This is a genomic window from Methylomonas albis, from assembly GCF_014850955.1.
Classification (GTDB): Bacteria; Pseudomonadota; Gammaproteobacteria; order Methylococcales; family Methylomonadaceae; genus Methylomonas; species Methylomonas albis.
The window spans coordinates 3,272,447-3,296,815 of sequence record NZ_JACXSS010000001.1 but is presented as its reverse complement, the minus strand read 5'-3'; the positions used below and the strand labels follow the sequence as shown (position 1 = coordinate 3,296,815).

Genomic DNA, 24,369 nt, shown 5'->3' with positions numbered 1-24,369 from the left:
GCCCTTGATGTTGCCACATGGCGCGTCGCTTGGCGACTCTATATTTATTTATCCGGGTTCCCGATAATGCTAAACGCGCGTAAATAGTCTTTGGCTATCATAGGTTTGGAAATATAAAATAATGTAATGTCAAAATAATTATTGATTAATCTGCAAGCTCGGCTTTAATGGCTATACTACTAGCCGGGCGCAGGGATTACTTGAACAACAGAGATGGCGAAATTTACCGTTTATTTTAAAGATAGTGCAATCCATACAGGTGTTTTTGATTCTGGTGTAGTGCATATTGGTCGTGATGAAACCAGTGACCTAGTGGTTGACAGTCTTGCTGTTGCGCCTGCGCATGCCGTGGCAATCATAAAAGATGGCACGTGCGTTCTGAAGCAATTGAATGAAAAGTTTCCGTTATTGGTAAACGATCAGCGCACCAAGGAATGGAACCTGCAGAACAACGACATCATCAATATTGGTAAGCACTACATTGTCTATAACACCACCGATGAATTTGCGGAAAAAGTCCTTGTTTCCACGATAGCCGACTTCGGCGATGCCGACGTGCGGGCGTTAAATCAGCGGCTTGAAGAAGCCGTAAAATCCCCTGATGCTAATTTGCAAGTGCTAAATGGCGCGCATATCGGCCGTATTTTGCGCTTGAAGAAAGCCATGACGCGTCTGGGCCACGAAGGCGCCGGCGTGATCGTGATTGCCAGGCGAAAGGACGGTTATTTCCTTTCCGCGTTGCAGGGACACAATGGCCTGGCAATAAACGACGAGCCACTGGGCGATCGCACCGTACAGTTGCAAAATCACGATGTGATCGTCGTTGATAGCACCTCTATGCAATTTTTCTTGGATTAAGCGTATGACACTTGATAAAAACGATGATAAACGCCGTTTTCACAGGATTTTTTACCATGCCGGCGCGGTGTTAACCGGTTCGGGTCAAACTTATCCTTGTAAAATTGTCGATCTGTCTTTACGTGGTTGTCTGTTGGATTTAGAGCAGAGCTTATCTGGTCCACCCGATACCTTATATTCTTTGAAATTGGATTTATCCGAAGAAATTAGCATTACCATGGAAGTGATGGCCACTCATGCGGTTGATAACAGAGTCGGCTTTAAGTGCGTTCATATCGATATTGACAGTATTTCCCGTTTGCGGCGATTGGTCGAGCTCAACTTGGGGGATAGCGAATTGCTGGAGCGGGAGTTGGCGGCTTTGAGTGATTTAGCCGAGCATCAATAAGTCGTAACTTCAGCCCAATCCGGCTAGCCAAAGTCTAAAACGCATTCCCCATTCCGACGTAAAGCCTACCGTCGTAAACATAATGTCGCCGGCGGCGTTAATGAAGAACACTGCCGGTACGCCTTTGATCCCGTAAAGTTGACTGAGACTGCCGTTGTTGTCGTTCACGACCGGCCATTGCAGTTGCTTGCCGTCTAAATAGTTCTGCAATTTGCTATCGTCGCCGGACCGCACTGCAATCGTTACTCCCGGATAATCCCGTAGTACATTGCTGACGCTCCCCTGCATGCTTCGGCATATCCCGCACCATTCCGCCCAGAAATACAACACAGCCGGCCCTTTGCTTATACGCTGCATCGGGTTTTCGCCGGTTAGCGTGGTTTGGACTATGGCCGGTGGCGTACCGCTGACTAAATCCTGATTGACCAGAAATTGCCCGGCAAATATAAATAACGCCGCAAATATATAAAACCCCAACTTTTTCAGCATTACAAGCCTTGCATCACGCTGGCGCCGTGTTGTTTAAGCCAGAGTCGGCGTTGCTTAAAGTCGGGTAGATGTTCGGCGACCAGTTGCCAAAACTCCGGGGAATGATTTTTGTGTTTGATGTGGCAAAGCTCGTGGACCACCACGTATTCCAAAGCCGCCGGCGGCGCCAACAGCAATAGCCAATTCATATTAATATCGTTTTTCGGTCCGCAGCTGCCCCAGCGGCTTTTTTGGGTTTTGATTCGAATGCTGCGCGGAAACAGAGCAAAGCGCGGGGCATGCATATCGACCAGCCGTTGTATATGTTGCTTGGCTTGATTTTTCATCCAGCGTGTCAAGGCTTGTTGGATTAGTGCGGAGTGTTGTTCGTCAGCAATGCCGGTTGGCAATTTAACCCAAAATACGGCGTCATTCATTAATTCGATACGAACGGTTTTGGTTTTGCTGGCTGTGACTTTTAACGGCAAGCGCCGGCCTTGATAGGGAATTTGCGCACCATCCAGATACGCGCTCGGCGCCAGTCGCGGGGCGGCGTGCTGCACCCTGTCGGCGACGCGTTTTAGCGCTGCTTCTATCCAGTCTTTTTGGGCATGCACAAAAGCCTGAATCCGCCGCTCGGACACTTTTAGCGGTGCCACCACTTCTATTTTGTCGGCGGTGACGACGATACGGGTGTTTTTGGCGCGGTTGCTGCGGCGCAGGCTGTAAAGTAACGGGGTGGTTTGGCTGTTCAAAACGGCGATTCCAGCATTCTTAGTTTAAGCTCGGTCCACATGCTCAAGCGATCCGAACCGCCGACATGTTGCCCGGAGCCTTTGCTTTTGGCAAGCCACAAGCCGGTACCGTTAAAGCTGTACACTGGCTGCAAGTCGCTGCGTTGCGTAGCCGGGACGATGCCTGGTTTCAGGTTGTCCAGCACTAGCGGCACCGCGCGGGGCGAATCGAAGTAGGTTAACACCATGTGTGCCTGATTAAGTTCCAAAGCCTTGACATAGGTAATCCGTAGCTTATCTTCATCGACACCCATTTCGACCAAGGTAAAATATTTGGCGATGGAATAATCCTCGCAATCGCCGGCGCCTTTGGCCAGAAGCTCGGTCGGCGCTGCCCAGTAATCGGCTTTTTGCCAGAGGACAATGTCGTCAACAAACTCGATGTTACCATTGAAAAAGTCGTTAACCCGTTCCAGTTTCTCGGCTTCCGGCCAGTTTTTGCCGTTCTCGATTAAACTTTGCCAGCCCACAAAACGTTGCTTGGCGGCAGGGCCGTATTTTTTTTCTACTCTATCCAGCAGGCTCTGATCAATTAATAAGCCGGCTGCCAGCACAATGCCGCAACACAGGCTGAAGAAGACAATGGCTACTCTGGCAGCGTTTAGTGCGCCCTTATTAACGACTGGCACCGACGATTCCTATCGTCTTTAAGCTGCGATAATCCTTATCCGATTGTACGTTTTCGGCCAAAATCGAAATATCCAGTAAAGTGGAAATTTCCTGCATGGTTTGCACGAAAGCATGTTTTTGCGACGAACTGTCGATGCCATTACCGATGTCGCGCGCCAGGCGGATATAGTCCGGTTTCAAGCGTTTGACCAAGTCGGCTGACATGGATTGGGTTTCGAAGCGTTTTATCATCACCCGTGCGCCCCAATTATGCACGGTTTCGATGAAGGCCTGGTAGGCGTCTATATCTTTGGCGACTGCATAAGCGGATAAACTGAACACCAGTTTTTTGACCTCCGCCGGGTTTTGCTTGATCAGTTTCTCCAGCCAAAGCCGGAAATCGCTGCTTCTGATGGTGCGGGTGGACACATTTACCGCGATGGCGTGTTCGATGTGATTACGTTGAATATGATCCAGCGCGATGCGAATCACGCCTTTATCCAGATCGACGATTTTGGCGAATTTTTCGGCGATAGAGATAAACGGGCCGATCGCCACCAAGCCGCCCTGTTTATCGTGTACCTGAATGAAAGCCTCTTCCATCAAGAGTTCGCCGCTGCTAAACGCGGCGATCTGACCGATATACCAAACCGAGTAACCGTTATGGTCGACGCAGTCGAAGACCAGATCCTTCCAGGTGGCAATATCGCGGGCAAAATTATCGCCGGTACGGATGAAATAACTGTTGGCTCCGATCAGATGGGCTTGTTCGTAAGCTTCGTAAGCGGCCTCCAGTAGGCTTTCGGTGGTCATCAAGGGATTGAAACCAACGACGCCGATGTGGGCCAAATCGGTTTTTTGGTAACGTTCGCCGAGTTCGGTAAATTCGCTACTAAGGGATTTGACCAGTTCTTCAAGTTGTTCTGGATTATCAGTTCTGACCAGCAGGGCAAATTCGGCCCCGTAAAACCGATAGGCTTTGCCGGCTTCTTCTCCGGCCGATTTGGCGACTTTTTGCAGAATGGCGGCAAAAGCCTGTAAAAATTGATCGATCGCGTCGCTGTCGTGCTCTTTAACCAGATCGACCAAGCTGTCGATTTTTATCAACACTATGAAGGCATCCGCGTCTTCCAATGCCAAGTGTTTCATGTCGGTTTCGAACACGGCTTTTTTATACAGCCCGGTCAAGTCGTCGCGTAACAGGCTGGCGCCCATTTGGTCCAGTTTGCCATGCAGTGCAGCTATCGTAGTTTTGATTTTATGCGACATGGTGTTCATCGATGCCGCGACATTGCGCACTTCGCGGGTCCATGGCAGCGCTTCGATACTTTCGAAATGGCCTTCGCTGATCTGCTGGGCCAATAGATCGATTCTGCTTAGCGAGGCCAATGTGACGCGTAGTAACAGCGCCAGCAGGGCGATGGAGAACAAAAATGCCGCCAGCGAATAATAAAACCCGGATTTGGCTTGTTCATACAGTTTTAGATAGGCGTAGCCGGAGTTGACGGTGACGTAGATCACCCCGCTCATGTTCCAACCCGAGCTGATTTCGCTTTCGGCGGTGGCCGATGTCATTGGCAGCAGCTCGGTAAACCAGCCCGGCACACCTTCTATGCGTTTATCGCTGCTTAGGGCTACCAGCTCTTTGTTGTCCGCATCGACCAGCCTGATTTCCTTGTAATAACCCATATCAAAAATAGCGTTCATCATGGTTTTAATTACCGGATCGTGGTTATCGACCATATAAGGACTGAGCGATAGGCCCAGCGAGGTGGCGGTATCCTGGGCGTGATTCTTCGATTCGCCTTCCAGATAGTCCTTGATGTTGTTCACGCTCAACGCGAAGTTGACGCTGAAAATCATCAAAAACAGCGCCGATATTAGGATTAACAATTGTTTGGATAGTGACATGAGGCTCAGCTTCCCGTGGCTTCTTGATTGATCATATGCGTCGCGAGTTGTTGTAAGGCGGTACTAATGTTCTCGCGTAGGCGTGGGTCCATCTCAACTTCGTCCAAGGCTTTATTCATACACTGCATCCATTGATCGCGTTCCGATTCGCCAATCGGAAACGGAAAATGCCGGGCACGCAGCATTGGATGGCCGAATTCTTCAATAAATAGGTTGGGGCCGCCCAGCCAGCCCGAGAAGAACTTATATAATTTGTCTTTGGCGCTGGCCAGGCTGGGGGCGTGCATGGCGCGAATGCCCTGGGCTTCCGGCAGAATATCCATATAAAAGTAGAATCTATCGACCAAGCTGCGCAAGGCAGTCTCGCCGCCGATTAACTCGTAGGGGGTGGGGCTCATGTCCTATTTAACCTCGTATGTGCAATTTCTTTAGGTATACTAGCAGACGGTACCGACAATGCCCTGAAACTCCGGGGACATTGCGCGGTCACAGCATTACTTGTAACTTTGAGAGGATAACTGATCATGCGTTTAAATACTGCAACTGCTCGTTCGGAAGCCGGCGTACTGGCGACCAATAAGGTTTTAAAGAATACTTATCTACTGCTATCGATGACATTGCTGTTCAGTGCAGCTATGGCTGCGGTGGCAATGACGTTGGACTTGCCGCATCCGGGCTTGATTATTACCATGGTAGGCTATTTCGGTCTGCTGTTTTTAACCACCCGTTTTAGTAACAGCGCACTGGGTTTGGTGTTCGTGTTTGCGTTGACCGGTTTTATGGGTATGACCCTGGGACCGATTTTAAACATGTACGTGCATGCGTTCAGCAACGGTCATGAACTAATTTTAACCGCGCTTGGCGGCACCGGTGTTATTTTCCTGGGTTTGTCCGGCTACGCGCTGACTACCCGCAAGGATTTTAGTTTCATGGCCGGCTTCCTGATGGTGGGTGTGCTGGTAGCATTCTTTGCCGGTTTGGCCGCGATATTGTTCTCGGTGCCGGCGCTGTCGTTGGCGGTTTCCGCGATGTTCGTGTTGTTGATGTCCGGTATGATTTTGTATCAAACCAGTGAAATCATCCACGGCGGCGAAACCAACTACATATTGGCGACCGTATCATTGTATGTTTCCATCTACAATTTGTTCACCAGCTTGTTGCAGTTATTGGGCGTATTCGGCGGTAACGACTGATAACTCGGTGAGTTTAGCTATTTGCTACGAGCGTTAACGAAAGCAGATTGATTAAGCAAAGCGATTAAAGCAAAAATGCCCCGTCGGGAAACCGGCGGGGCATTTTCTTTTTAGAGTGCATGGGCGCGTTTTCTCTGACAGTTCAGAATTAAAGTATGCATGCGCGATCTTAGTCCAACTTCTAATCGATAGTTAGTTGCCAGCTAAGATTCAATTTTCAACACCAACAAATGGTCAATAAGTTTGGCCATTGAAAAATTAGCGTGCGCAATCGGATATATCGAAAGAACGCAAAGCCTGTCTTAATGTTGCTCAGGGCTATACCAAGCCTCAGCCGCCATTTTCAAGGTTTCTTGAAAAATGACTTTCAAGAGTTGGAGTGCTGAAATAGTTATCAGAGCGCCGATAGTGACTCCCGCCATTGTGACTAGTGCGATTTTCATAGTGCTTCCTCGTTCTATCGAAATAAAGTGTGAACGGCATCATATAAATGCCGATTGGAGCGGGATTCTCCTACGTTAAACGAGGATTTCAAGTGGTTTTTAAACTACAGCTGTCGCGTGATTTTTCAATGTTATGTATCTTCAGAGACTTAACATTCGACCTTAATGTTGTTTGCTAAAAATTTATTTTTCAAATGCCGTGTCTTTGCCGGTGATGAGCAGTTTTTGAAATACGGTTATGCCCTTATTGTTGGATCGGACTTATACTCTAGCGCTCTGTCTAAATGACACGGAAAAGGGGCACTCATACGACTTTGGGCTTAAGCAATAAAGCCGGTTAATAAAAAACGGGGGATATAACGATGAACGATAAATCAACACCAAAAATTGACGACAATCTGGTGTCTAAAATTGTGGATGTTTTCTATGCCAGTATGCTTGATGACTATCGAGTCAACCGATATTTTTACTCTAGGCCCATCGAAGAGCAAACCAAGCCTTTAAAAAAACTGTTATACGCTTTGCTCGGCGCAGAAGCTGTTGAACCTAAAAAACTCTCGGAATTAGCGGATAATTATTTTGCTGCGGCTTTTGCCAGAGGGAATGCCAAGCCCAGTTTGGTCAATAATCGAGACTTCGCATTTTTGGAGATGTTTGTAACCGGCGATATTGTCGGCAGCGATGAAAAGCCGCACCTGACCTTACTGTGTCCGGGTCATTCCCATTTTCTCAGATTACAGCCCATCGACGACAACTACGATGTGGTTTTGGAAATACTGCAAAACAGCCTCAATCTATTAAACGTCCCTCAGGAAACAGCTGCCGAGATTAGTGCATTCGTGGCATCAGGCCGTGAAGGCATTCTTGGCCGCGGCTTTGCGATTTATGATGATGGCGATAACTCGATTGAATTTCGAACACACGGCTAACTTTTACTATGGCCTAAAGTGTTGAAAGCGAAATATGGGGCTGATAATCGGTTGCCCAAAATAGGGTGAGCGGGTGGGCGCAGTTTTTGTGCCCAACCGCTACCGGATGTTTTAGCGAAAATACGAGTCTTGGTATTGAGTTGGCTCAGCCCTATAGCTTTCAGCACTCAATCAAATTCACAGCCAAACCGCCGCGTGAGGTTTCCTTGTATTTGGTTTTCATGTCGGCGCCGGTTTCGCGCATGGTTTTGATTACCTTGTCCAGGGAAACGAAGTGCGTGCCGTCGCCGCGCAGGGCAATTCTGGCAGCGTTGATTGCTTTAACCGAGCCCATTGCGTTGCGCTCGATACAGGGTACTTGCACCAAGCCGCCTACCGGGTCGCAGGTCAGTCCCAAGTTATGCTCCATGCCGATTTCAGCGGCGTTCTCGACTTGTTCGGGCGTGCCGCCCAATACTTCGGCCAGCGCGCCGGCCGCCATCGAGCAGGCGACGCCGACTTCGCCTTGACAGCCGACCTCGGCGCCGGACAGCGAGGCGTTCTCTTTGTACAAGATAGCAATTGCCGCTGCCGTGAGTAAAAAGCGAATCACCCCTTCCTCGTTCGCGCCATCGCAAAATCGGCAGTAATAATGCAGCACCGCCGGAATAATCCCGGCCGCGCCGTTAGTTGGTGCGGTCACGACCCGCCCACCCGAGGCATTTTCCTCGCTGACAGCTAACGCGAACAAATTCACCCATTCCATCGTACCCACCGGCATACTCGGAGTTTGCCGGGGTATTTCGCCGCTAAGTTGTCGATAAAGATTCGCGGCCCGGCGTCTTACTTTCATGCCGCCGGGCATTACGCCTTCTTCATGCAGACCGCGTTTGACACAGGCCTGCATCACCTGCCAGATGTTCAGCAAGTTGTGGCGGATCTGCTCTTCGCTCAGCCAAGCTTTTTCATTGCTCAGCATCAAGTCGCTGATTGATTTGTTATGTGTCGCGCACAGTTTTAGTATCGCTGCACCAGTTTTGAATGGGTAGGGCAGGCAGGTATCGTCATTGCTCAACCGATCGGCAGCAGCAGCCGCGTCGGTGACGACGAATCCGCCGCCTACCGAGTAATAATCGCTTTGTAGCTGTTCGGCGCCGTTTGCGTCGAATACGGTAAAGCGCATACCGTTTGAGTGATACGGCAACACTTTGCGCTGAAACAGTAAATCGGTCTTCTCCTTAAACGGCACCGGATAGCGCTGCAATAGCCGAACGGCTCCGGTTTCGCGGATCGCTGCCAGTCGTTGCGGAATGACAGCCGGGTCTATCAAATCAGGTGCTTCGCCTTCCAGGCCAAGTAATACCGCCTTGTCGGTGCCATGGCCTTTGCCGGTCGCGCCAAGTGAACCGAATAATTCGATGCGCAAGCGCTCTACCTCGCCAATAATGCCTTCTTGTTCCAAGTTATTGACGAATGTCATCGCCGCGCGCATTGGTCCTACAGTGTGCGAGCTGGAAGGTCCGATACCGATTTTAAAAATATCGAAGACGCTGATAGCCATAATTGTCGCCTAAAGAGTGCTGAGAAAAGAGTTTCTAGAATAAAGGGTGTGCATCCCCTAGATAATAAGCAATTAATATGCCCCTGTCGTGGCGCTGGATATACATTCTGCAGGACGGAAAAAGCTCGTAATTACCAGGGGGAGCTATATTCCTAACTAGACTTATGAGTAAAGGCTGCGTTGGAAAACATTCCGAGCATCAATTTGTCCGAAAGCGAATATCTTACTTGTGAATTAATGGAGCTATGCCGTGAAAATACAAATCCTAATTGGCCTTAGCATATCTGCATTTTTACCGATTTGTCAGGCATTGGCTGAGCCGATGAAGTGTGTCGTGGATGGAAAAACCCTGTATACCGACGATCAGTCGCGTTGTGCCAAAGCTGCTATCAAACCCATTAATGGCAGTGTACTGATTTCATCTTTTCCAAAGGGAGCAACGGCAGCAAATAATAATGCCAAGCCAACTCTTGAAGTACCGTCCGGCCTGGATGGAATTCTCCAGTATTTCGAAATTACTCAACAGGAACTACGGAATGGCTGGGAAACTGTTATGGAGGCACATAAACGCGGTTCTTGGAAGGCTCCTGAAATACCTGATGATGACAAATAGCTTTAACGATGTGGGTGTCTGAGCTCAATCAAAATAGCCAATTGTATTGATATGTGATGAGCACAAAAAAACCCCGCGAAGCCAAATGACCTGCGGGGTTTTGCGAGATCGTGGGGCTATATGAAGCAGCCCTGCGTCTTACAGGCTGTAGTACATATCCAGCTCAACAGGGTGAGTGCTCATACGCAGACGAGTCACATCTTCTTGTTTCAGGGCTATGTAGCCATCGATTACGTCGTCGGTGAATACGCCGCCACGAGTTAAGAACTCGCGGTCTGCATCCAGAGCAGCCAATGCTTCATCCAGAGAGAAAGCCACTTGTGGGATAGCTTTTTCTTCTTCCGGCGGCAAGTCGTACAAGTCTTTATCCATCGCTTCACCTGGGTGAATTTTGTTTTGGATACCATCAAGACCTGCCATCAACATGGCGGAGAATGCCAAGTATGGGTTAGCTGTTGAGTCTGGGAAACGTACTTCGATACGGCGACCTTTTGGATTGGTGACGTAAGGAATACGGATAGACGCAGAGCGGTTACGTGCAGAGTAAGCCAGCATAACAGGCGCTTCAAAACCAGGAACCAGACGTTTGTAGCTGTTGGTTGACGGGTTGGTAATCGCGTTCAATGCTTTAGCGTGTTTGATGATACCGCCGATATAGTAAAGCGCGGTTTCAGACAAGCCACCGTACAGATTGCCGGTGAACAGGTTGACGCCGCCTTTAGCTAAGGATTGGTGAACGTGCATACCGCTGCCGTTGTCGCCTACCAATGGTTTTGGCATGAAGGTAGCGGTTTTGCCGTATGCGTGGGCGATGTTGGCAATGACGTATTTCAAGCCCAATACTTCGTCGGCTTTTTTAACCAGAGTGTTGAATTTAACACCGATTTCGCATTGCCCAGCAGTGGCCACTTCGTGGTGGTGTACTTCAACGGTTTGGCCGATTTCTTCTAGAACTAGGCACATTGCAGAGCGCATGTCTTGGAAAGAGTCGACTGGCGGAACAGGGAAATAGCCGCCTTTAACGCCTGGACGGTGACCGATGTTGCCGTTTTCATAAACTTTTTCTGAGTTCCAGCCGGCTTCCTCGGAATCAATTTGGTATGAGCAGCCGCCCATGCCGGTGTTCCAGCGAACGTCGTCGAAAATGAAGAATTCGTTTTCAGGGCCGAAGAATGCGGTGTCGGCAATGCCGGTAGATTGCAAATAGGCTTCAGCGCGTTTGGCGATAGAGCGTGGGTCGCGAGCGTAACCTTGCATATCTTTAGGTTCGATAATATCGCAACGCAAAATGACGGTTTTGTCGTCAAAGAATGGGTCAATAACCGCTGTACTTGGATCAGGCATCAGAATCATGTCGGATTCGTTGATGTGTTTCCAGCCGGCGATGGATGAACCGTCGAACATATTACCTTCTTCAAAGGTATCTTCATCGATGGAATGTGCAGGGAACGTAACGTGTTGTTCTTTACCGCGAGTGTCGCAGAAACGGAAATCGACAAATTTGACGTCGTTTTCTTGGATTAATTTGAGGACGTGATCAACTGACATTAGTGAGGGTCTCCGTAGGTTATAGTTGTTTGGTCGAGCAGCTAAAACGGCCGTAACAATATCATCAAACGCCGTAAAGCGCTATAACAAACCGAGTCTCCAAAGGCCTTCCGGTCCTTGGAGACTCGATGATTTCAAATGCTAATTTGCTTTTGTGTTGGGTTAGAAAGTGACAACCGCATCAGCAGAGAACAAGAATTGGGTTCTATTGTTTCCAACTCCATTTGCATCAACACCAAATACTTTTTGATCAGAGTAATCCAAGCGCATATTAGGTCTTAAACTTAGCCATTTTGCGGCTTTGTAGTTTAATCCAACAGTCAATTCGTAATAATTTGTTCCGGGAGTCGGGGCGCTGAAATTGCCTGTGCTGCTCATCCAACCGTTGCAGGAGCTGCCGGTGACGTTATAAGCCGCTCCGTTACCACCATATGTGTTGACTCCAGCGACGCAACGGCCAGCGCCGTTAACACGGTAGCCGTTGTTGTCTCGAAACCATTCCGCTCTGACACCAGCGCTTAATTTATCAGTGGCATCATAAATCAGGTAGGAGTTGATGCCGTACCACTCAGCATTTTGAATGTTACTGGTAGTCATGCCCGCAGCAACAGCATTGATGCCATTGGCGGTTATGACTTTCTCAGCAAAGCCATGATCATGTTGAATGACGAAATGCAGTTTGTCGGTAAAGTTGTGTTTACCTACCAAGCTGTAGATACCCCATAAATTATTGTTGTTGTCTGCTTGTCGGCCTAGCGTAGTGGTCAGATTCAAAGAGGTGCCGGCGTCATCACTAGTCCAGGTGCCGCCGCCTAACCATGACCAGGTTCCAAGGTTGCGATCAAAATTACCATCCCAGCCGCCAGTGGCGCTGCCGGTAACTGCACCGGCCATTACGCTCCAATTGCTGTTTAAGCTGTAGGTACCGTAAGCGCCCGTGTGAGTGAAGGGCTCACCGTATTGCATGGTATACGGTTTACTGACCATGAAGTTGTCGGGTGATGTGACCACTTCATAGCCTAGTGGGGTGTAAAAATGGCCGACTTTAAGATCAATACCGCTGCCAACAGGCAAGTTGAATTCAGCGTAAGCGTTAGGCAAGGCAATGCCGTAATTTTGGTCGCCTGATAAATGTAAATCCCAGTTGCCCCGCGGTGCAGCTGTTCCCGTTAACGGGTTGTAAGCGGGATTGCCGTATGCTTGGGTAAAAATGGCATCGGAACCGTACATAAAGTCAACTCGGCCGCCCCAATCGAAGCTGTCACCCCCAACTGTAATCGCTTTTTGCAGATAGAAATTCAATTGGTTCATTTGGAATTGCGAGTCTCTGTCTTGAAAAGTCACGGGGCCGTTAAAGCCATTGTGGGTAGAGTTCGCGTTCACACTTACGCTAGTTTCCAGCCAGCCGCCGAATTTCAGATTGTGATCCTTCATAAATTTGGATTCATTCGGATCAATGCCCGCGGCGCCCAGCAGGCCGGATGCTTCTGTCCAGTTATCCGCGCTCGCGGCTGTACTGCAAATCACCAACAAACCCGCTAAATAAGCGCGTGTGTATGGTTTTGTTAACGTTGTGTTGTTTCTCATGTCGGTTATCCCCTTGGTTCAGTGACTACTGAATATTATCAAGCATTTTTCGGGCCATAGTTGATTTATTGAAAATCAACAAGATACGCTTGTAATGAAGGGTAGTTGATGAATCGGAATGGTGCAAATTGTTTTTGTTGCACCAGTGTAATGCGTTGTTGCTATGTTGCGACAAGACCCTAATTGCTTCTGTGGAAATTGAGAAAGCCAGTATTTCAAGGCGTGTAAAGAGGGCTTGAATTGCAATGGTGCAATCCAAAGAGTGTCGCACCATTTAGGTGCGATTCTTTTGTCCTTTTAATTGATGTGTTTAATAAAAGGTTATAAAACATGAAGATAGATAATGGCATGCATCATGCTTTGCTTGTTTCGGGAATTTATTAACTCAAGCAACGAGGTGTTGAACTATGAAACTGATAACAGCGGTGGTTAAGCCGTTTAAGCTAGACGACGTGCGCGAAGCGTTGTCGGATATCGGTGTATCTGGCGTAACGGTTACTGAAGTAAAAGGCTTTGGTCGGCAGAAGGGCCATACTGAACTCTATCGCGGTGCCGAATATGTGGTGGATTTTTTACCCAAGGCAAAAATAGAGGTAGCTGTTGCGGATGCTTTGCTTGAGCAAGCCGTCGAAGCGATTGTGAAAGTTGCCAATACCGGGAAGATCGGCGATGGCAAAATTTTTGTAACCGATTTGGAGCAGGTAGTTCGGATTAGAACCGGCGAATCCGGCGAAGAAGCTCTTTAATATCAAGATGGGGAAACCAACAATGAAATATTTAACAGGCATGGCGCTATTCGCGCTGTTTGGACTCTCGGGCATGGCGTTTGCGGAAGAGGTTGCTGCACCGGCTGTGCAAGCCACTGTGAATAAAGGCGACACCGCTTGGATGATTGTAGCCACCGTATTGGTAGCCTTAATGGTCATACCCGGCTTAGCTTTGTTCTATGGCGGCATGGTAAGAGCCAAAAATATGCTGTCTATCCTGATGCAAGTTTTTGTCATCTTTTCCTTGACGGCGATCATGTGGGCCGTATTTGGCTACAGCGTTGCCTTCACCGAAGGCAATGCATTCTTCGGTGGTCTCAGTAAGACATTTCTAAAAGGAATTACTCCGGATTCTATGGCTGCAACGTTTAGTAAAGGTGTTTATGTGCCTGAATACATTTACGTAGCGTTTCAGTTGACTTTCTCCGCCATTACACCGGCATTGATCATCGGCGCATTTGCCGAGCGGGTTAAGTTTTCCGCCGTGTTGTTGTTCACCGTGATTTGGTTTAGCTTTTGCTATTTGCCGATGGCGCATATGGTTTGGTATTGGGCAGGTCCTGATGCGTATACCGATGCCGCTGCTGCTGAAACTGCCGGTGCGACTGCGGGCTTTTTATTCCAAAAAGGCGCGCTGGATTTCGCGGGCGGCACCGTGGTGCATATCAACGCCGGTATCGCAGGCTTGGTCGGTTGCTTGATGATAGGCAAACGTATTGGCTATGGTAAAGAGTTCATCGCTCCACACAGCGTGACGATGAATATGATAGGCGCGTCCTTGTTGTGGATAGGCTGGTTTGGCTTTAACGCAGGCTCTAACCTGGAAGCGAACGGTCTGGCGGCATTGGTTTTCGTAAATACGTTACTAGCGGCTGCGGCAGCAACGCTGGCCTGGATGGGGGCGGAATGGGCGGTGCGCGGTAAACCTAGTATGTTGGGCGCTACCTCCGGTGCGGTTGCCGGCTTAGTGGCTATCACGCCGGCTTGCGGCTGGTCAGGCCCGATGGGTGCTATTGGTTTGGGCTTGGCGGTGGGAGCGGTTTGCTTCTGGTCTGTAACGTTTCTAAAACATGCACTCAACTACGACGATTCGCTGGATGCGTTTGGCGTGCACGGAGTCGGCGGTATTCTAGGTGCCTTGGGTACCGCTATCGTTGCCAGCCCCGACTTGGGTGGCACCGGTGTATGGGATTATGTAACCAACGCTACCTTGCCTGATTACAGCATGTTGACGCAAATTACCAGTCAAGCCTGGGGTGTAGGTATCGCTATCGTCTGGTCCGGTGTGGTGTCCTTTGTAGCGTTCAAAATCGCCGATGTGGCTGTGGGTCTGCGGGTCAGCGAAGCGACCGAACGTGAAGGTCTGGATGTTACCGAACACGGCGAAACCGCTTATCATGTTTAGGCTTGAAAGCTGCGGATAACGCCAAAAGAACGGGTGGTCGGCGATGGCTGCCCGTTTTTGTTATCATGAGGCACTACTTTGGTGCTTTTGCCCGCGTAAATTGTAGGTTCTATCGGAATTATTTATCATTGGCGGCAACAGTGACGAAACAGCTTTTTAATCATTCGAATTTGGGGATAGCATGAAATTAATTACAGCGATTATCAAACCATTCAAGCTGGACGACGTCAGGGAAGCCTTGTCCGAGATCGGCGTGGCCGGTGTGACGGCAACCGAAGTAAAAGGTTTTGGCAGGCAAAAAGGCCATACTGAGTTATATCGCGGCGCCGAATACGTGGTGGATTTTCTACCCAAGGTCAAACTGGAAATTGCAGTTGCCGAACACGTTGTCGACCAAGCCGTGGAAACCATCGTTAAGGCCGCAAACACCGGCAAAATTGGCGACGGTAAAATTTTTGTTACCAACCTGGAACAGATTATCCGTATTAGAACCGGTGAGACCGGAGAAGACGCTATCTAAGTCTTCAAAAAAAAATAAAAAGCAGTAGAACATCAAAAATCGCCCTGGTCTGCGCGTTTTCGCAGACCAGGGCGATTTTGTCGTTTATAGCCTGCTTAATAAACACAACACACCATCATCTCGTGATACACCATGACAACAATAACAAGAGCGCTGCTGCTGATTGTATTCAGCATGATATTGCCGGACCAGGCTTGGGCTGACGGCATTAACCAAGCCAATACGGCCTGGGTTTTAACCTCCACCGCATTGGTTTTATTCATGACGATTCCGGGGCTGTCGCTGTTCTACGGCGGCTTGGTCAGAAGTAAGAACGTGTTGTCAGTATTGATGCAATGTTTTGCGATTACCTGTGTGGTATCGATATTATGGCTGGCCGGCGTCTACAGCTTCGTATTTGCCGACGGCGGTAGTTGGCAGCCGTTCCTGGGCGGCGGCAGTAAGATTTTTTTGCCGGACATGAGTACCCAAAACTTGATCGGCGATATTCCGGAAACCGTGTTTTTCATGTTCCAAATGACGTTTGCAATCATAACCCCGGCGTTGATCGTCGGCGCCTTTGCCGAGCGCATGAAATTTTCGGCGATGCTCTGGTTTAGCGGGCTTTGGCTGATCGTGGTGTATATGCCGATTTGCCACTGGATCTGGGGTAACGGTTGGCTGGCGGCTTTGGGTGCCAAGGATTTCGCCGGCGGGATTGTGATTCACGTCAATGCCGGGGTGGCTTCCTTGGTGGCGGCATTAGTTTTGGGGCGTCGTAAAGGTTTTCCAACCGTAGCGATGCCGCCGCACAATATGACCATGGTGGTAACTGGTGCCGGGATGCTCTGGTTCGGCTGGTTCGGTTTTAATGGCGGTAGCGCCTTAAAAGCCGATGGTAGTGCCGGTATGGCGATTGCGGTGACTCATATCGCCGCGGCCGCTGGCGCGTTGACCTGGATGACGATCGAATGGCTACGTTTCAACAAGCCCAGCGTATTGGGTATCGTGACCGGGATGGTAGCCGGATTGGGTACCATCACACCGGCCTCCGGTTTTGTCGGGCCGATTGGTGGTTTGATTATTGGTATCGTGGCCGGCATCGTGTGTTTTTATGCCACGCAGTTCGTCAAACGCCGTTTAAAAATCGACGATTCGTTGGACGTGTTCCCGGTGCACGGGGTCGGCGGCTGCGTCGGTTCAATTTTAACCGGCGTGTTTGCGGCTGAAAGCTTTGGAGGCTTGGGTTTAAACGGCGTTACTATCGCCGAGCAAGTCGGTGTGCAAGCGCTGGCAGTACTGGTGACCGTCGCCTGGAGCGCTTTTTTCAGCTATGTCTTGTTGAAATTAATCGACCTATTCATCGGTTTGCGCGTCAGCGAAGACGAGGAACAACAAGGTCTGGATATTGTGTTGCATGAAGAGACCGGTTACCACAATCTGTAAACTTTAGCGTTTAAAATTTAGGCTTGGCGAGCAGGGCGGGTAGCCATGCTGCCCGCCTCTCTACAAAACCAGGAAAATCATGCCCATTACTCTCGAAACTTTGGAAATCATCGTCCGCGCCGCTGGCGATGTGGCGATGCACTATTTCAACGATTTAGGCGCGCTAGCGATCAACAAAAAAAGTGCTCGCGATCTGGTCACTGATGCCGATGTTGACGTGGAAAATTATTTGCAACAGGCTCTCGGCGAGCAATGTCCGGAATACGGTTTCTGGGGCGAGGAAAGCGGACAATCCGCTAACCAAACCAGCCGCTGGATCGTCGATCCTATCGACGGCACTCACTCGTTTTCCAAAGGCCAATATTTCTGGGGGATCAGCGTGGCTTTGGAAATCGACGGGGAATTGATGATGGGCGCGGTTTACGGCCCGGCGTTGGACGATTATTACTGTGCGGAAAAAGGCAAGGGTGCCTGGAAAAACGGCAAACCTATCCGGGTGTCGGACGAAACCAATCTGGCCAGCAGCATGGTGTCTACTGGATTTGCCTGTCTGCGTCAGTATTTGGAAGACAATAACCTACCTCGTTTCAATCGCATCGCCCAGGCCACTACCGGTCAACGGCGCTTGGGTTCCGCTGCTCTGGATTTATGCACCGTTGCCGATGGTCAGGTCGATGCCTTTTGGGAACAGGAGCTGAATCTTTATGACATTGCCGCGGGCGTGTTGATAGCCAAAGAAGCGGGCGCAACGATTACCGATTTTAAAGGTAATCCAGGCGTGTTTCCGAAGCAGGTGTTTGCAACAAACGGGAAAATTCTCGATCAGCTGCTGCCTTTGATGTAAGGGCTTTGCATTAGTGTATGGCAACGCTCGGCGATGTCGATAGCTTGTTGTGCGGGAGCGAACCCTGCGTATTTTTTCGAAAATTTCCGGGCGGCCAGTGCGTATTTCGAATTGCGCAATAGTTCGGCCATTGGCGCTTTGTAGTTGGGGTTTTTGCTTTCCGCGCTGACGTAAGTGCCGACGCCGAGTGTCGCGATGTTCTGGGCGCTGATTAGTTGTTCGAGATGAAATGGCAATACCAGCATGGGTTTGCCGGCCAACAAAAACGCCGATAGTGTCGCAACGCCGCCATGGCAAATGGCCAGATCGCATTGTTCGGCGGTTGCCGAGATGATGACCGGGTGTGGGGTGATGTGCAAGTTGGCGCTACTATTTTTTGCTATAAAAGCGGGCGTTGTTCCGGGTACATGCACCAATATCGACCAAGGCGACGCGCGCAATTGTTTTAGCAATATCTCCAGGCCGGAATATTCAGGGCGTAAATATGCGAATATTTTTTCGGCTCCGACGCTTGGCCAAACCGGCGCCATGCCGTCTGTCTGCAAAATAGTCGGTCCCCGATAGTTTGCGGTGCGCCATTGCCGATAATGGTCCAGCTCCGGAAACGTGCAAAGAAAGTCTTCATCAAGGTCGAATAAATCTGCCAAAATCCGTAGCGGCGGCGCATTCATACGTTCTAATGCCGAGTTAGCTGCGTTCAGCACCTGGTTTTCAGTATCGGTCAACACTTTGTCTGCGACTCGCAACCAGGGACGGATATTGGGCATGGGGCTGAGGCGCGGCGGCGAGAGAAAACCGCTGCCGAATCCGGCTCGTGGAATGTTCAGTCTCCGAGCCGCGAGCAATGCTATCGGTGCATGATCTAATATCAGCATGTCTGGCTGCAAATGCGCATATAAAGACTGCCAGGCTTTTGCTCTGGTATATAAATTGGTTGCATCGTGAAACCCGGAGTTCAGAAGGATTCCGGAATAGCTGGAAGCCGGCGGTAACGGCCGACCATCCGGCCAGCGTATCGGTGCCTGCAGATAACAAAAGCGATCTTTAGCCAACAAGGTTTCGGCGTATTCCAAATCTCTGAGCGCGAATATTACATCGTGCCCGAGTGATTTCAGCTGTCGGGCAACTGGCAGGAATGCGGCGGTATGACCATAGCCGGCACCCAATTCCCAGCAATACAGGGCTCTACTCATAGTTGCGGATTTTAAGTATAAATTGTTGGATATAGTATTTGATGGCTTAGATTAATACATTTTATCCGAGTGATTATTTTTCTAATTACCGGCGTATTGTGCGTGGCATTAGTAAATGCCGGGCAATTTGTTACGGAATTCGGGGGATGTCATTTAAGTTGACATTGACTCACAAACGGTATTAGCTGGCATAATTTGCGAAACTGAGCTTTAGTCTTAAATTACGCAGTATTAACTCGGGCGATTTTTATGATATTACCTCTAACACATCCCGAAAACGCGGCATGTTTTTGCGGCATCGAAGTATTTCCGAAACGTTCAAACCGGATCATTCGCCACCGTGTGTTCACTTCCAAGGCGGTGTTGCTGGCGGCGGCGGCTGTTCTGTCGCTTAAGCCGTTTGCGGTAGATGCGTCGACTTTAGCATTCATTCCGAGCACGTATAGTGTGAACGAAGCCGGTGGTAACTTGCAGGTGATTGTTGAAATGAATAGTGGTTATGGCGGCAGCTGTATTATCGAAGGGGATGTGGTTGCTAGCGGCGGTAGTGCCAGCTCCGGGAGTGACTACAACCTATCCGGCGGGCGAGTCACATTTGACGTCCAGAATGGTAGCTCTCAAACGCAATCGGTAGTTATCAATATTATCGACGATACACTGGTCGAAAGTGCCGAAACGATAAATTTGTCGATTCAAAACTCCTCCGAATTGTGTTTACCGGGAGCCGTCCCTGGCGCCGGGGCTCAAGCGGTCGTCACGATAGTGGACAATGACGTTGCTTCTGCCTCCACCACGCAAACGACACCCACAACGCCGACAACCTCGACACCCTCGACACCCAACTTAACTGCCGATCCGACCTTTACTCCCAATCAGCAATCAATTTACGAAGGTTTAACCAGTGCTTGCTCCGGAGCGAGCGGCGATTTATTGAACCGATGCAACGAAATAAACAACGCCGACTTGAACGCGGTGATTCCCGATGCGGTTGCCGCGCAAGGCTCGGCGGCCGTGGATTTTGGCTTTAAGCAATTTTCCGTGATTCATGGCCGTATCGTTAATCTGCGCAACTCCCAACAGCAAAGCTCGTCGTTGCTCGGCTATTCCACCATCAATATCAATGGTGAAACCATACCGGTCGGCAAGGCTTTGATGACGGCATTGGGTCCGGCACGCGGCGGCGCAGCAGGCGATGATCCAAACGACCAGCTATTCCGGGATAGTCCGTTGGGTTTCTTTCTGAAAGGTCAATTCAATGTCGGCGAAAAAGCCAATACCGGTAGCGAACGGGGGTTTAAAGCCGATAGAAAGGCCGTTACTTTCGGTCTTGATTACAGCGTTATGGACGAGTTGGTGTTGGGAGCGGCTTTCGGTTATGGCTCCACCGATACCAATTACAATCTCAATAGCGGCAGCATGTCGGCCGACGCCTTCGAATTTTCTTCTTATGGCAGTTATTTCTTGCCGCAATCATTTTATATCGACTGGATAATGAGCTATGCGCTGCATTCCTTCGACATCAATCGGCGCATCCAATACACCGGTTTCGACAACACGGCCACGAGTGCCGCCCATGGCGACCAATACGGGTTTAGTTTGGGCTTTGGTAAAGATTTTGCGCTACAAAGTTTTGTGATCAATCCGTATCTAAGACTGGATTACAGCAAAACCAAAGTCGATAGCTATCGGGAAAGCGGTGGCGGCGGCTTAGCGATGGAGTTTGCCGGTCAGTCTATCGATTCAGCGACATCGACTATCGGTGGTCAAGCCAGTAATGCGATTAGTACTTCTTGGGGAGTATTGTCGCCCGGCGTGCGCTTCGAATGGGTGCATCAATACCTGGACGAAAGCCGTTTGATCCAGGCGCGCTTTAGTCAAGCGGCGGCCGGCACCGGTCGTTTCAGCGTAAAAACCGACACGCCGGATCGTGACTATTTCAATATCGGTACATCGTTGGCGTTGAGTTTGCCGGAAGGTCGGGCGGGCTTTTTGCGATACGAATACCGCTTGGGGCAGGCCTATATTACCGACCATACTATTGAGTTGGGAGCGAGAATTCCGTTTTAGGAATGATCGAGGTATTGCTTAGAGGAAGTGGCCGCGCCGGGAATATCCCGTAGCGGCCGACTCTAATGCAAACTTATACGGCTTTAGCCATTTCCGCGCGCATGTCGTCGATCACTTTTTTGTAATCGGGTTGGCTGAAAATGGCGGAACCCGCGACGAAGGTGTCGGCGCCGGCGGCTTTGATTTCACGGATGTTGTCCACTTTAACGCCGCCGTCGATTTCCAGGCGAATATCGAAGCCGCTGTCGTCGATAATTTTTCTGGCTTGGCGCAATTTATCCAGCGCGGATGGAATGAAAGATTGGCCGCCAAATCCGGGGTTGACTGACATCAACAAAATCATGTCGACTTTGTCCAGTACGTGTTCCAGATAAGTTAAAGGCGTGGCCGGGTTGAATACCAGACCGGATTTGCAACCCAGGTCTCTGATCATTTGCAATGAACGATCAATATGCCTTGATGCTTCCGGGTGGAAGGTAATATAAGAAGCGCCGGCTTTGGCAAAGTCCGGAATAATGCGGTCTACAGGTTCCACCATCAAATGTACGTCGATAGGCGCGGTGACGCCGTGTTTACGCAAGGCTTCGCAAACCAGCGGACCGATAGTCAGATTTGGCACAAAATGGTTGTCCATAACATCAAAATGCACAATGTCGGCACCCGCATTCAAGACATTAACAACTTCTTCGCCCAAGCGCGCGAAGTCTGCGGAGAGTATGGAAGGTGCAATCAGATTGTCAGCCATCTTTTGATCCTTTTGGTAAGGTTAAAAACGACCATTATAACTATTTTCCGGCGTTTGGCTAAAACAGTGGATCCATCGAACACTGGGAGGCAGTCGATCAGCGTCTCATGTGTTAATTGTTAACGCATTGCCCAATCATAAACTGCAGTCCGGCAGGTAATCGGTCAGAAATTTTTCAAATTCCGCTACCGGTAGCGGTTTGCTGGTCAAAAACCCCTGGTACAGATCGCATTGCCGGCTTTTCAGAAAAGCCAGTTGCTCGGCGGTTTCCACGCCTTCCGCAACCACCCGCATGCGTAGTGTTTTTGCCATGGCAATGATCGTAGCGGTGATTTCCATATCGTCGGTGTGTTTCGGAATGTCCTCAATGAAGCTCTTATCGATTTTTAAGACGTCCAGCGGAAATAGTTTTAAATAGGCCAGTGACGAATAGCCCGTGCCAAAATCATCGATGGCCAGATGCACACCCAAGGCATGGAGTTTATGCAAAATTTCGATGGCTTCTTTTTCACGCTTCATTAATGCGCTTTCCGTGAGTTCAAGTTCCAGATATTCGGCTGGAAAACCGGTTTCATTCAGAATTCTGGCGACCACATCGCTAATGTCACTATGTAAAAACTGTTGCGGGGATAAATTGACCGCCAAGCGTAAGGGCGGAAAACCCGCCTTGCGCCAGCGCTGGCCGTGGCGACAAGTTTCTTTTAATACCCAATTGCCAATCGTGGTAATCAGACCGGTTTCCTCGGCAATGGGAATGAAACGAATCGGCGATATAAGTTCTCCACTGGCTGTCTGCCATCTTACCAGGGCTTCGGCGCCGACTATGGTGCCGTTATCGATGCAAAATTGCGGTTGAAAAAACACCCGCAATTCGCCTTGCTCGATTGCTTGCCGCAGACGGATTTCGATATCGATGCGTTCTCGGGCCGCGCGGGTCAGGTCTTCCGAGAAATATTTAAAGCGATTGCGGCCTTCGTTTTTGGCTTGATACAAGGCAGTATCGGCTTGCTGGATCAACTCGTCCGGTGAGGCGCCGTGTTCGGGAAACATCGCGATGCCGACGCTGACGCCGATGCGTACCTCATGACCGCTGGGTAGTCGCCAAGTTTGGTTCAAGGCATGGATGATTTGCGTGGCAACATGTGCCACGGTTTCGGATTGGTTGACTTCCTCCAGCAATATCACGAATTCGTCGCCGCCCAGTCGGCAAATGGTGTCACTGGTACGCAGCCGGCTGGTCAGGCGCTCGGCCACCATTTGCAGTAAGTCGTCGCCGGCCAAATGGCCGAAACTATCATTAACGTCCTTAAAACGGTCTAAATCCAGCATCAGCACCGCCATCTTGTTGGCTTGGCGGCGGGCTTTCTCAATATTATGTTGCAGACGCGACAGGAACAGCATGCGGTTGGGCAACTTGGTCAGCGGATCGTGGTGGGCCAGGAACTCCAGCTCCATTTCCGAAGCCTTGAGCTTGGAAATGTCCGCAAATACGCCCACATAATGGCTAATCTCTCCATTGCCGTCGCGCACGGTGCTGATGCTTAATAATTCCGGATACACTTCCCCGCATTTGCGACGATTCCAAATTTCGCCTTGCCAATGGTCTGTCATGGCAATATTGGCCCACATTTCCCGATAAAAATCGGTGTTATGGCGCCCGGAACTCATGACGCCGGGACTTTTGCCGAGCACATCCTGATTGTCGTAGCCGGTAATATCGGTAAACGCCTTGTTGACCATCGTAATCCGACGCCGGGCATCGGTAATCATCACGCCTTCGCGCGTGCTTTCGAATACGGCGGCGGCTTGTCCCAAGCGCTCCTCGTTGGCTTTGATGTCGGAAATATCGGTGATAGTGCCAACGTAACCGCACAATTCGCCCGCTTCATCCAGTTCCGGCTCGGCGCGGCCCACCACCCAGCGCACACTGCCGTCCGCAAGTTGAAACCGGTATTGCATATTGAAGGGCTGCAAGGCGGATACGCAGCGCTGCCATTCGGCAATGATGGCTTCGCGGTCTTCGGCAAACAAACCGGCTATCCAGCCAGCACCGTGCGAGTCACTAAAATGTAAGCCGGTGATTTCGCACCAGCGATGATTGACGTAGTCGCATTCGCCTTTTTCGTTGGTGCGAAAAATACCGACCGGGGCAATTTTAGATAGCGTATGGAAGAGTAATTCGCTCTCCTGCAGGGCTATTTCCGCTTGCTTACGGGCAGTGATGTCCCGTAGCCCAATCACGTAGGCCGGGGAGCCTTCCCATTCCAACGGGGTGGAGCGCATTTCCGCCCAAGCTATGCCGCTGGGTCGAATCAGGTTGATGTCTTGATATTGAATTCTGTCAGCGGGAATCGGAATTGCCAAGGAATGGCCGATCAGGCTGCCTCGCTCCAATAGTTGTTCCGCCGCCTGATTGGCATAAATGACGCTGCCTTGCGGGTCGACCACCATTACGCCGTCGGTAATGGTATCGAGGATCAGATTAAGTTGTTTGAGTGTTTGCGGCATTTAGTGGTAAGCGA

Annotated in this window: 23 protein-coding genes; 11 read left to right on the top strand and 12 right to left on the bottom strand. The window is 49.9% G+C overall.

The features are described from left to right. The first annotated feature begins 213 nt into the window (after positions 1-213). Together EBA_RS15165 and EBA_RS15160 are read left to right on the top strand one after the other, a co-directional pair. On the top strand, positions 214-858 hold the full coding sequence (locus EBA_RS15165) for an FHA domain-containing protein (RefSeq protein WP_192375482.1): 645 nt from the start codon (positions 214-216) through the stop codon (positions 856-858). A gap of 4 nt (positions 859-862) precedes the next feature. Beyond that, positions 863-1,246, top strand: coding sequence for a PilZ domain-containing protein (locus EBA_RS15160; RefSeq protein WP_192375481.1), 384 nt, complete (start codon positions 863-865; stop codon positions 1,244-1,246). Positions 1,247-1,255: 9 nt separating this feature from the next. Here EBA_RS15160 and EBA_RS15155 read toward each other — a convergent pair whose 3' ends face one another. From EBA_RS15155 to EBA_RS15135, 5 genes are read right to left on the bottom strand one after another with little or no spacing between them, the layout of a single operon-like run. After that, on the bottom strand, positions 1,256-1,735 hold the full coding sequence (locus tag EBA_RS15155) for a protein disulfide oxidoreductase (protein WP_192375480.1): 480 nt from the start codon (positions 1,733-1,735) through the stop codon (positions 1,256-1,258). Then, on the bottom strand, positions 1,735-2,469 hold the full coding sequence (locus tag EBA_RS15150; RefSeq protein ID WP_192375479.1) for a M48 family metallopeptidase: 735 nt from the start codon (positions 2,467-2,469) through the stop codon (positions 1,735-1,737). The genes EBA_RS15155 and EBA_RS15150 overlap by 1 nt, the downstream gene beginning before the upstream one ends. Then, on the bottom strand, positions 2,466-3,137 hold the full coding sequence (locus EBA_RS15145) for a transglutaminase-like cysteine peptidase (protein ID WP_229427846.1): 672 nt from the start codon (positions 3,135-3,137) through the stop codon (positions 2,466-2,468). The genes EBA_RS15150 and EBA_RS15145 overlap by 4 nt, the downstream gene beginning before the upstream one ends. Next, positions 3,124-5,028, bottom strand: coding sequence for a bifunctional diguanylate cyclase/phosphodiesterase (locus tag EBA_RS15140; RefSeq protein WP_192375478.1), 1,905 nt, complete (start codon positions 5,026-5,028; stop codon positions 3,124-3,126). Before EBA_RS15140 ends, EBA_RS15145 begins: the two co-directional genes overlap by 14 nt. Before the next feature lie 5 nt (positions 5,029-5,033). Beyond that, positions 5,034-5,426 carry a group II truncated hemoglobin gene (locus EBA_RS15135; RefSeq protein WP_192375477.1) on the bottom strand — a complete coding sequence of 131 codons (393 nt, stop codon included), beginning with the start codon at positions 5,424-5,426 and terminating at the stop codon, positions 5,034-5,036. Between the two features lie 126 nt (positions 5,427-5,552). On the opposite strand from EBA_RS15135, the gene EBA_RS15130 reads away from it, so the two are divergent. Beyond that, on the top strand, positions 5,553-6,221 hold the full coding sequence (locus EBA_RS15130) for a Bax inhibitor-1/YccA family protein (RefSeq protein WP_192375476.1): 669 nt from the start codon (positions 5,553-5,555) through the stop codon (positions 6,219-6,221). A 302-nt stretch (positions 6,222-6,523) separates the two neighbouring features. Here the strand turns inward: EBA_RS15130 and EBA_RS15125 are convergent, their stop codons facing one another. Beyond that, positions 6,524-6,664 (bottom strand): hypothetical protein, encoded by a 141-nt coding sequence (locus tag EBA_RS15125; RefSeq protein WP_192375475.1) that lies wholly within the window; start codon positions 6,662-6,664, stop codon positions 6,524-6,526. Positions 6,665-7,026: 362 nt separating this feature from the next. On the opposite strand from EBA_RS15125, the gene EBA_RS15120 reads away from it, so the two are divergent. Beyond that, positions 7,027-7,593: a globin family protein gene (locus EBA_RS15120; RefSeq protein ID WP_192375474.1), complete on the top strand. Its 567-nt coding sequence runs from the start codon at positions 7,027-7,029 to the stop codon at positions 7,591-7,593. Positions 7,594-7,753: 160 nt separating this feature from the next. Here the strand turns inward: EBA_RS15120 and EBA_RS15115 are convergent, their stop codons facing one another. After that, positions 7,754-9,133, bottom strand: a complete 1,380-nt coding sequence (locus EBA_RS15115; protein ID WP_192375473.1) for an L-serine ammonia-lyase — start codon at positions 9,131-9,133, stop codon at positions 7,754-7,756. A 250-nt stretch (positions 9,134-9,383) separates the two neighbouring features. Between EBA_RS15115 and EBA_RS15110 the strand changes: the two genes are divergently transcribed. Further along, complete coding sequence (locus EBA_RS15110) at positions 9,384-9,746, top strand: hypothetical protein (protein WP_192375472.1); 363 nt, start codon at positions 9,384-9,386, stop codon at positions 9,744-9,746. 138 nt (positions 9,747-9,884) lie between these two features. Here EBA_RS15110 and glnA read toward each other — a convergent pair whose 3' ends face one another. Continuing rightward, a complete protein-coding gene (glnA, locus tag EBA_RS15105; RefSeq protein WP_192375471.1) occupies positions 9,885-11,294 on the bottom strand; it encodes a glutamate--ammonia ligase in 1,410 nt (469 codons plus the stop codon). Between the two features lie 162 nt (positions 11,295-11,456). After that, positions 11,457-12,881 carry a porin gene (locus tag EBA_RS15100; RefSeq protein ID WP_225616325.1) on the bottom strand — a complete coding sequence of 475 codons (1,425 nt, stop codon included), beginning with the start codon at positions 12,879-12,881 and terminating at the stop codon, positions 11,457-11,459. Between the two features lie 407 nt (positions 12,882-13,288). On the opposite strand from EBA_RS15100, the gene EBA_RS15095 reads away from it, so the two are divergent. From EBA_RS15095 to EBA_RS15075, 5 genes are all read left to right on the top strand, one after another. Then, a complete protein-coding gene (locus EBA_RS15095; protein ID WP_020485491.1) occupies positions 13,289-13,627 on the top strand; it encodes a P-II family nitrogen regulator in 339 nt (112 codons plus the stop codon). Between the two features lie 22 nt (positions 13,628-13,649). After that, positions 13,650-15,053 (top strand): ammonium transporter, encoded by a 1,404-nt coding sequence (locus EBA_RS15090; protein WP_192375470.1) that lies wholly within the window; start codon positions 13,650-13,652, stop codon positions 15,051-15,053. Between the two features lie 181 nt (positions 15,054-15,234). Further along, positions 15,235-15,573, top strand: a complete 339-nt coding sequence (locus tag EBA_RS15085; protein ID WP_020485493.1) for a P-II family nitrogen regulator — start codon at positions 15,235-15,237, stop codon at positions 15,571-15,573. Positions 15,574-15,705: 132 nt separating this feature from the next. After that, positions 15,706-16,998, top strand: coding sequence for an ammonium transporter (locus EBA_RS15080; protein ID WP_407663558.1), 1,293 nt, complete (start codon positions 15,706-15,708; stop codon positions 16,996-16,998). A 79-nt stretch (positions 16,999-17,077) separates the two neighbouring features. Then, positions 17,078-17,842 (top strand): inositol monophosphatase family protein, encoded by a 765-nt coding sequence (locus EBA_RS15075; RefSeq protein WP_192375469.1) that lies wholly within the window; start codon positions 17,078-17,080, stop codon positions 17,840-17,842. Here the strand turns inward: EBA_RS15075 and EBA_RS15070 are convergent. After that, positions 17,821-19,035, bottom strand: coding sequence for a glycosyltransferase (locus EBA_RS15070; RefSeq protein WP_192375468.1), 1,215 nt, complete (start codon positions 19,033-19,035; stop codon positions 17,821-17,823). The genes EBA_RS15075 and EBA_RS15070 overlap by 22 nt on opposite strands. A 249-nt stretch (positions 19,036-19,284) precedes the next feature. Between EBA_RS15070 and EBA_RS15065 the strand changes: the two genes are divergently transcribed. Beyond that, entirely contained in the window at positions 19,285-21,102 is a 1,818-nt protein-coding gene (locus EBA_RS15065) for an autotransporter domain-containing protein (RefSeq protein WP_192375467.1), read from the top strand. A 73-nt stretch (positions 21,103-21,175) separates the two neighbouring features. On the opposite strand, the gene rpe is transcribed toward EBA_RS15065, so the two are convergent. Then, positions 21,176-21,847 carry a ribulose-phosphate 3-epimerase gene (gene rpe, locus EBA_RS15060; RefSeq protein ID WP_192375466.1) on the bottom strand — a complete coding sequence of 224 codons (672 nt, stop codon included), beginning with the start codon at positions 21,845-21,847 and terminating at the stop codon, positions 21,176-21,178. 135 nt (positions 21,848-21,982) lie between these two features. Then, positions 21,983-24,355 carry a sensor domain-containing protein gene (locus EBA_RS15055; RefSeq protein WP_192375465.1) on the bottom strand — a complete coding sequence of 791 codons (2,373 nt, stop codon included), beginning with the start codon at positions 24,353-24,355 and terminating at the stop codon, positions 21,983-21,985. Positions 24,356-24,369: the final 14 nt, after the last annotated feature.

Excerpts from the sequence above, each read along its gene's own strand:
- EBA_RS15115 (WP_192375473.1), bottom strand. The coding sequence starts at position 9,133 with ATGGCTATCAGCGTCTTCGATATTTTTAAAATCGGTATCGGACCTTCC.
- glnA (WP_192375471.1), bottom strand. The coding sequence starts at position 11,294 with ATGTCAGTTGATCACGTCCTCAAATTAATCCAAGAAAACGACGTCAAA.
- EBA_RS15130 (WP_192375476.1), top strand. The coding sequence starts at position 5,553 with ATGCGTTTAAATACTGCAACTGCTCGTTCGGAAGCCGGCGTACTGGCG.
- EBA_RS15165 (WP_192375482.1), top strand. The coding sequence starts at position 214 with ATGGCGAAATTTACCGTTTATTTTAAAGATAGTGCAATCCATACAGGT.
- EBA_RS15070 (WP_192375468.1), bottom strand. The coding sequence starts at position 19,035 with ATGAGTAGAGCCCTGTATTGCTGGGAATTGGGTGCCGGCTATGGTCAT.
- EBA_RS15065 (WP_192375467.1), top strand. The coding sequence starts at position 19,285 with ATGATATTACCTCTAACACATCCCGAAAACGCGGCATGTTTTTGCGGC.
- EBA_RS15160 (WP_192375481.1), top strand. The coding sequence starts at position 863 with ATGACACTTGATAAAAACGATGATAAACGCCGTTTTCACAGGATTTTT.
- EBA_RS15140 (WP_192375478.1), bottom strand. The coding sequence starts at position 5,028 with ATGTCACTATCCAAACAATTGTTAATCCTAATATCGGCGCTGTTTTTG.
- EBA_RS15075 (WP_192375469.1), top strand. The coding sequence starts at position 17,078 with ATGCCCATTACTCTCGAAACTTTGGAAATCATCGTCCGCGCCGCTGGC.
- EBA_RS15055 (WP_192375465.1), bottom strand. The coding sequence starts at position 24,355 with ATGCCGCAAACACTCAAACAACTTAATCTGATCCTCGATACCATTACC.
- EBA_RS15095 (WP_020485491.1), top strand. The coding sequence starts at position 13,289 with ATGAAACTGATAACAGCGGTGGTTAAGCCGTTTAAGCTAGACGACGTG.
- rpe (WP_192375466.1), bottom strand. The coding sequence starts at position 21,847 with ATGGCTGACAATCTGATTGCACCTTCCATACTCTCCGCAGACTTCGCG.
- EBA_RS15125 (WP_192375475.1), bottom strand. The coding sequence starts at position 6,664 with ATGAAAATCGCACTAGTCACAATGGCGGGAGTCACTATCGGCGCTCTG.
- EBA_RS15080 (WP_407663558.1), top strand. The coding sequence starts at position 15,706 with ATGACAACAATAACAAGAGCGCTGCTGCTGATTGTATTCAGCATGATA.
- EBA_RS15100 (WP_225616325.1), bottom strand. The coding sequence starts at position 12,881 with ATGAGAAACAACACAACGTTAACAAAACCATACACACGCGCTTATTTA.
- EBA_RS15085 (WP_020485493.1), top strand. The coding sequence starts at position 15,235 with ATGAAATTAATTACAGCGATTATCAAACCATTCAAGCTGGACGACGTC.
- EBA_RS15155 (WP_192375480.1), bottom strand. The coding sequence starts at position 1,735 with ATGCTGAAAAAGTTGGGGTTTTATATATTTGCGGCGTTATTTATATTT.
- EBA_RS15120 (WP_192375474.1), top strand. The coding sequence starts at position 7,027 with ATGAACGATAAATCAACACCAAAAATTGACGACAATCTGGTGTCTAAA.
- EBA_RS15135 (WP_192375477.1), bottom strand. The coding sequence starts at position 5,426 with ATGAGCCCCACCCCCTACGAGTTAATCGGCGGCGAGACTGCCTTGCGC.
- EBA_RS15090 (WP_192375470.1), top strand. The coding sequence starts at position 13,650 with ATGAAATATTTAACAGGCATGGCGCTATTCGCGCTGTTTGGACTCTCG.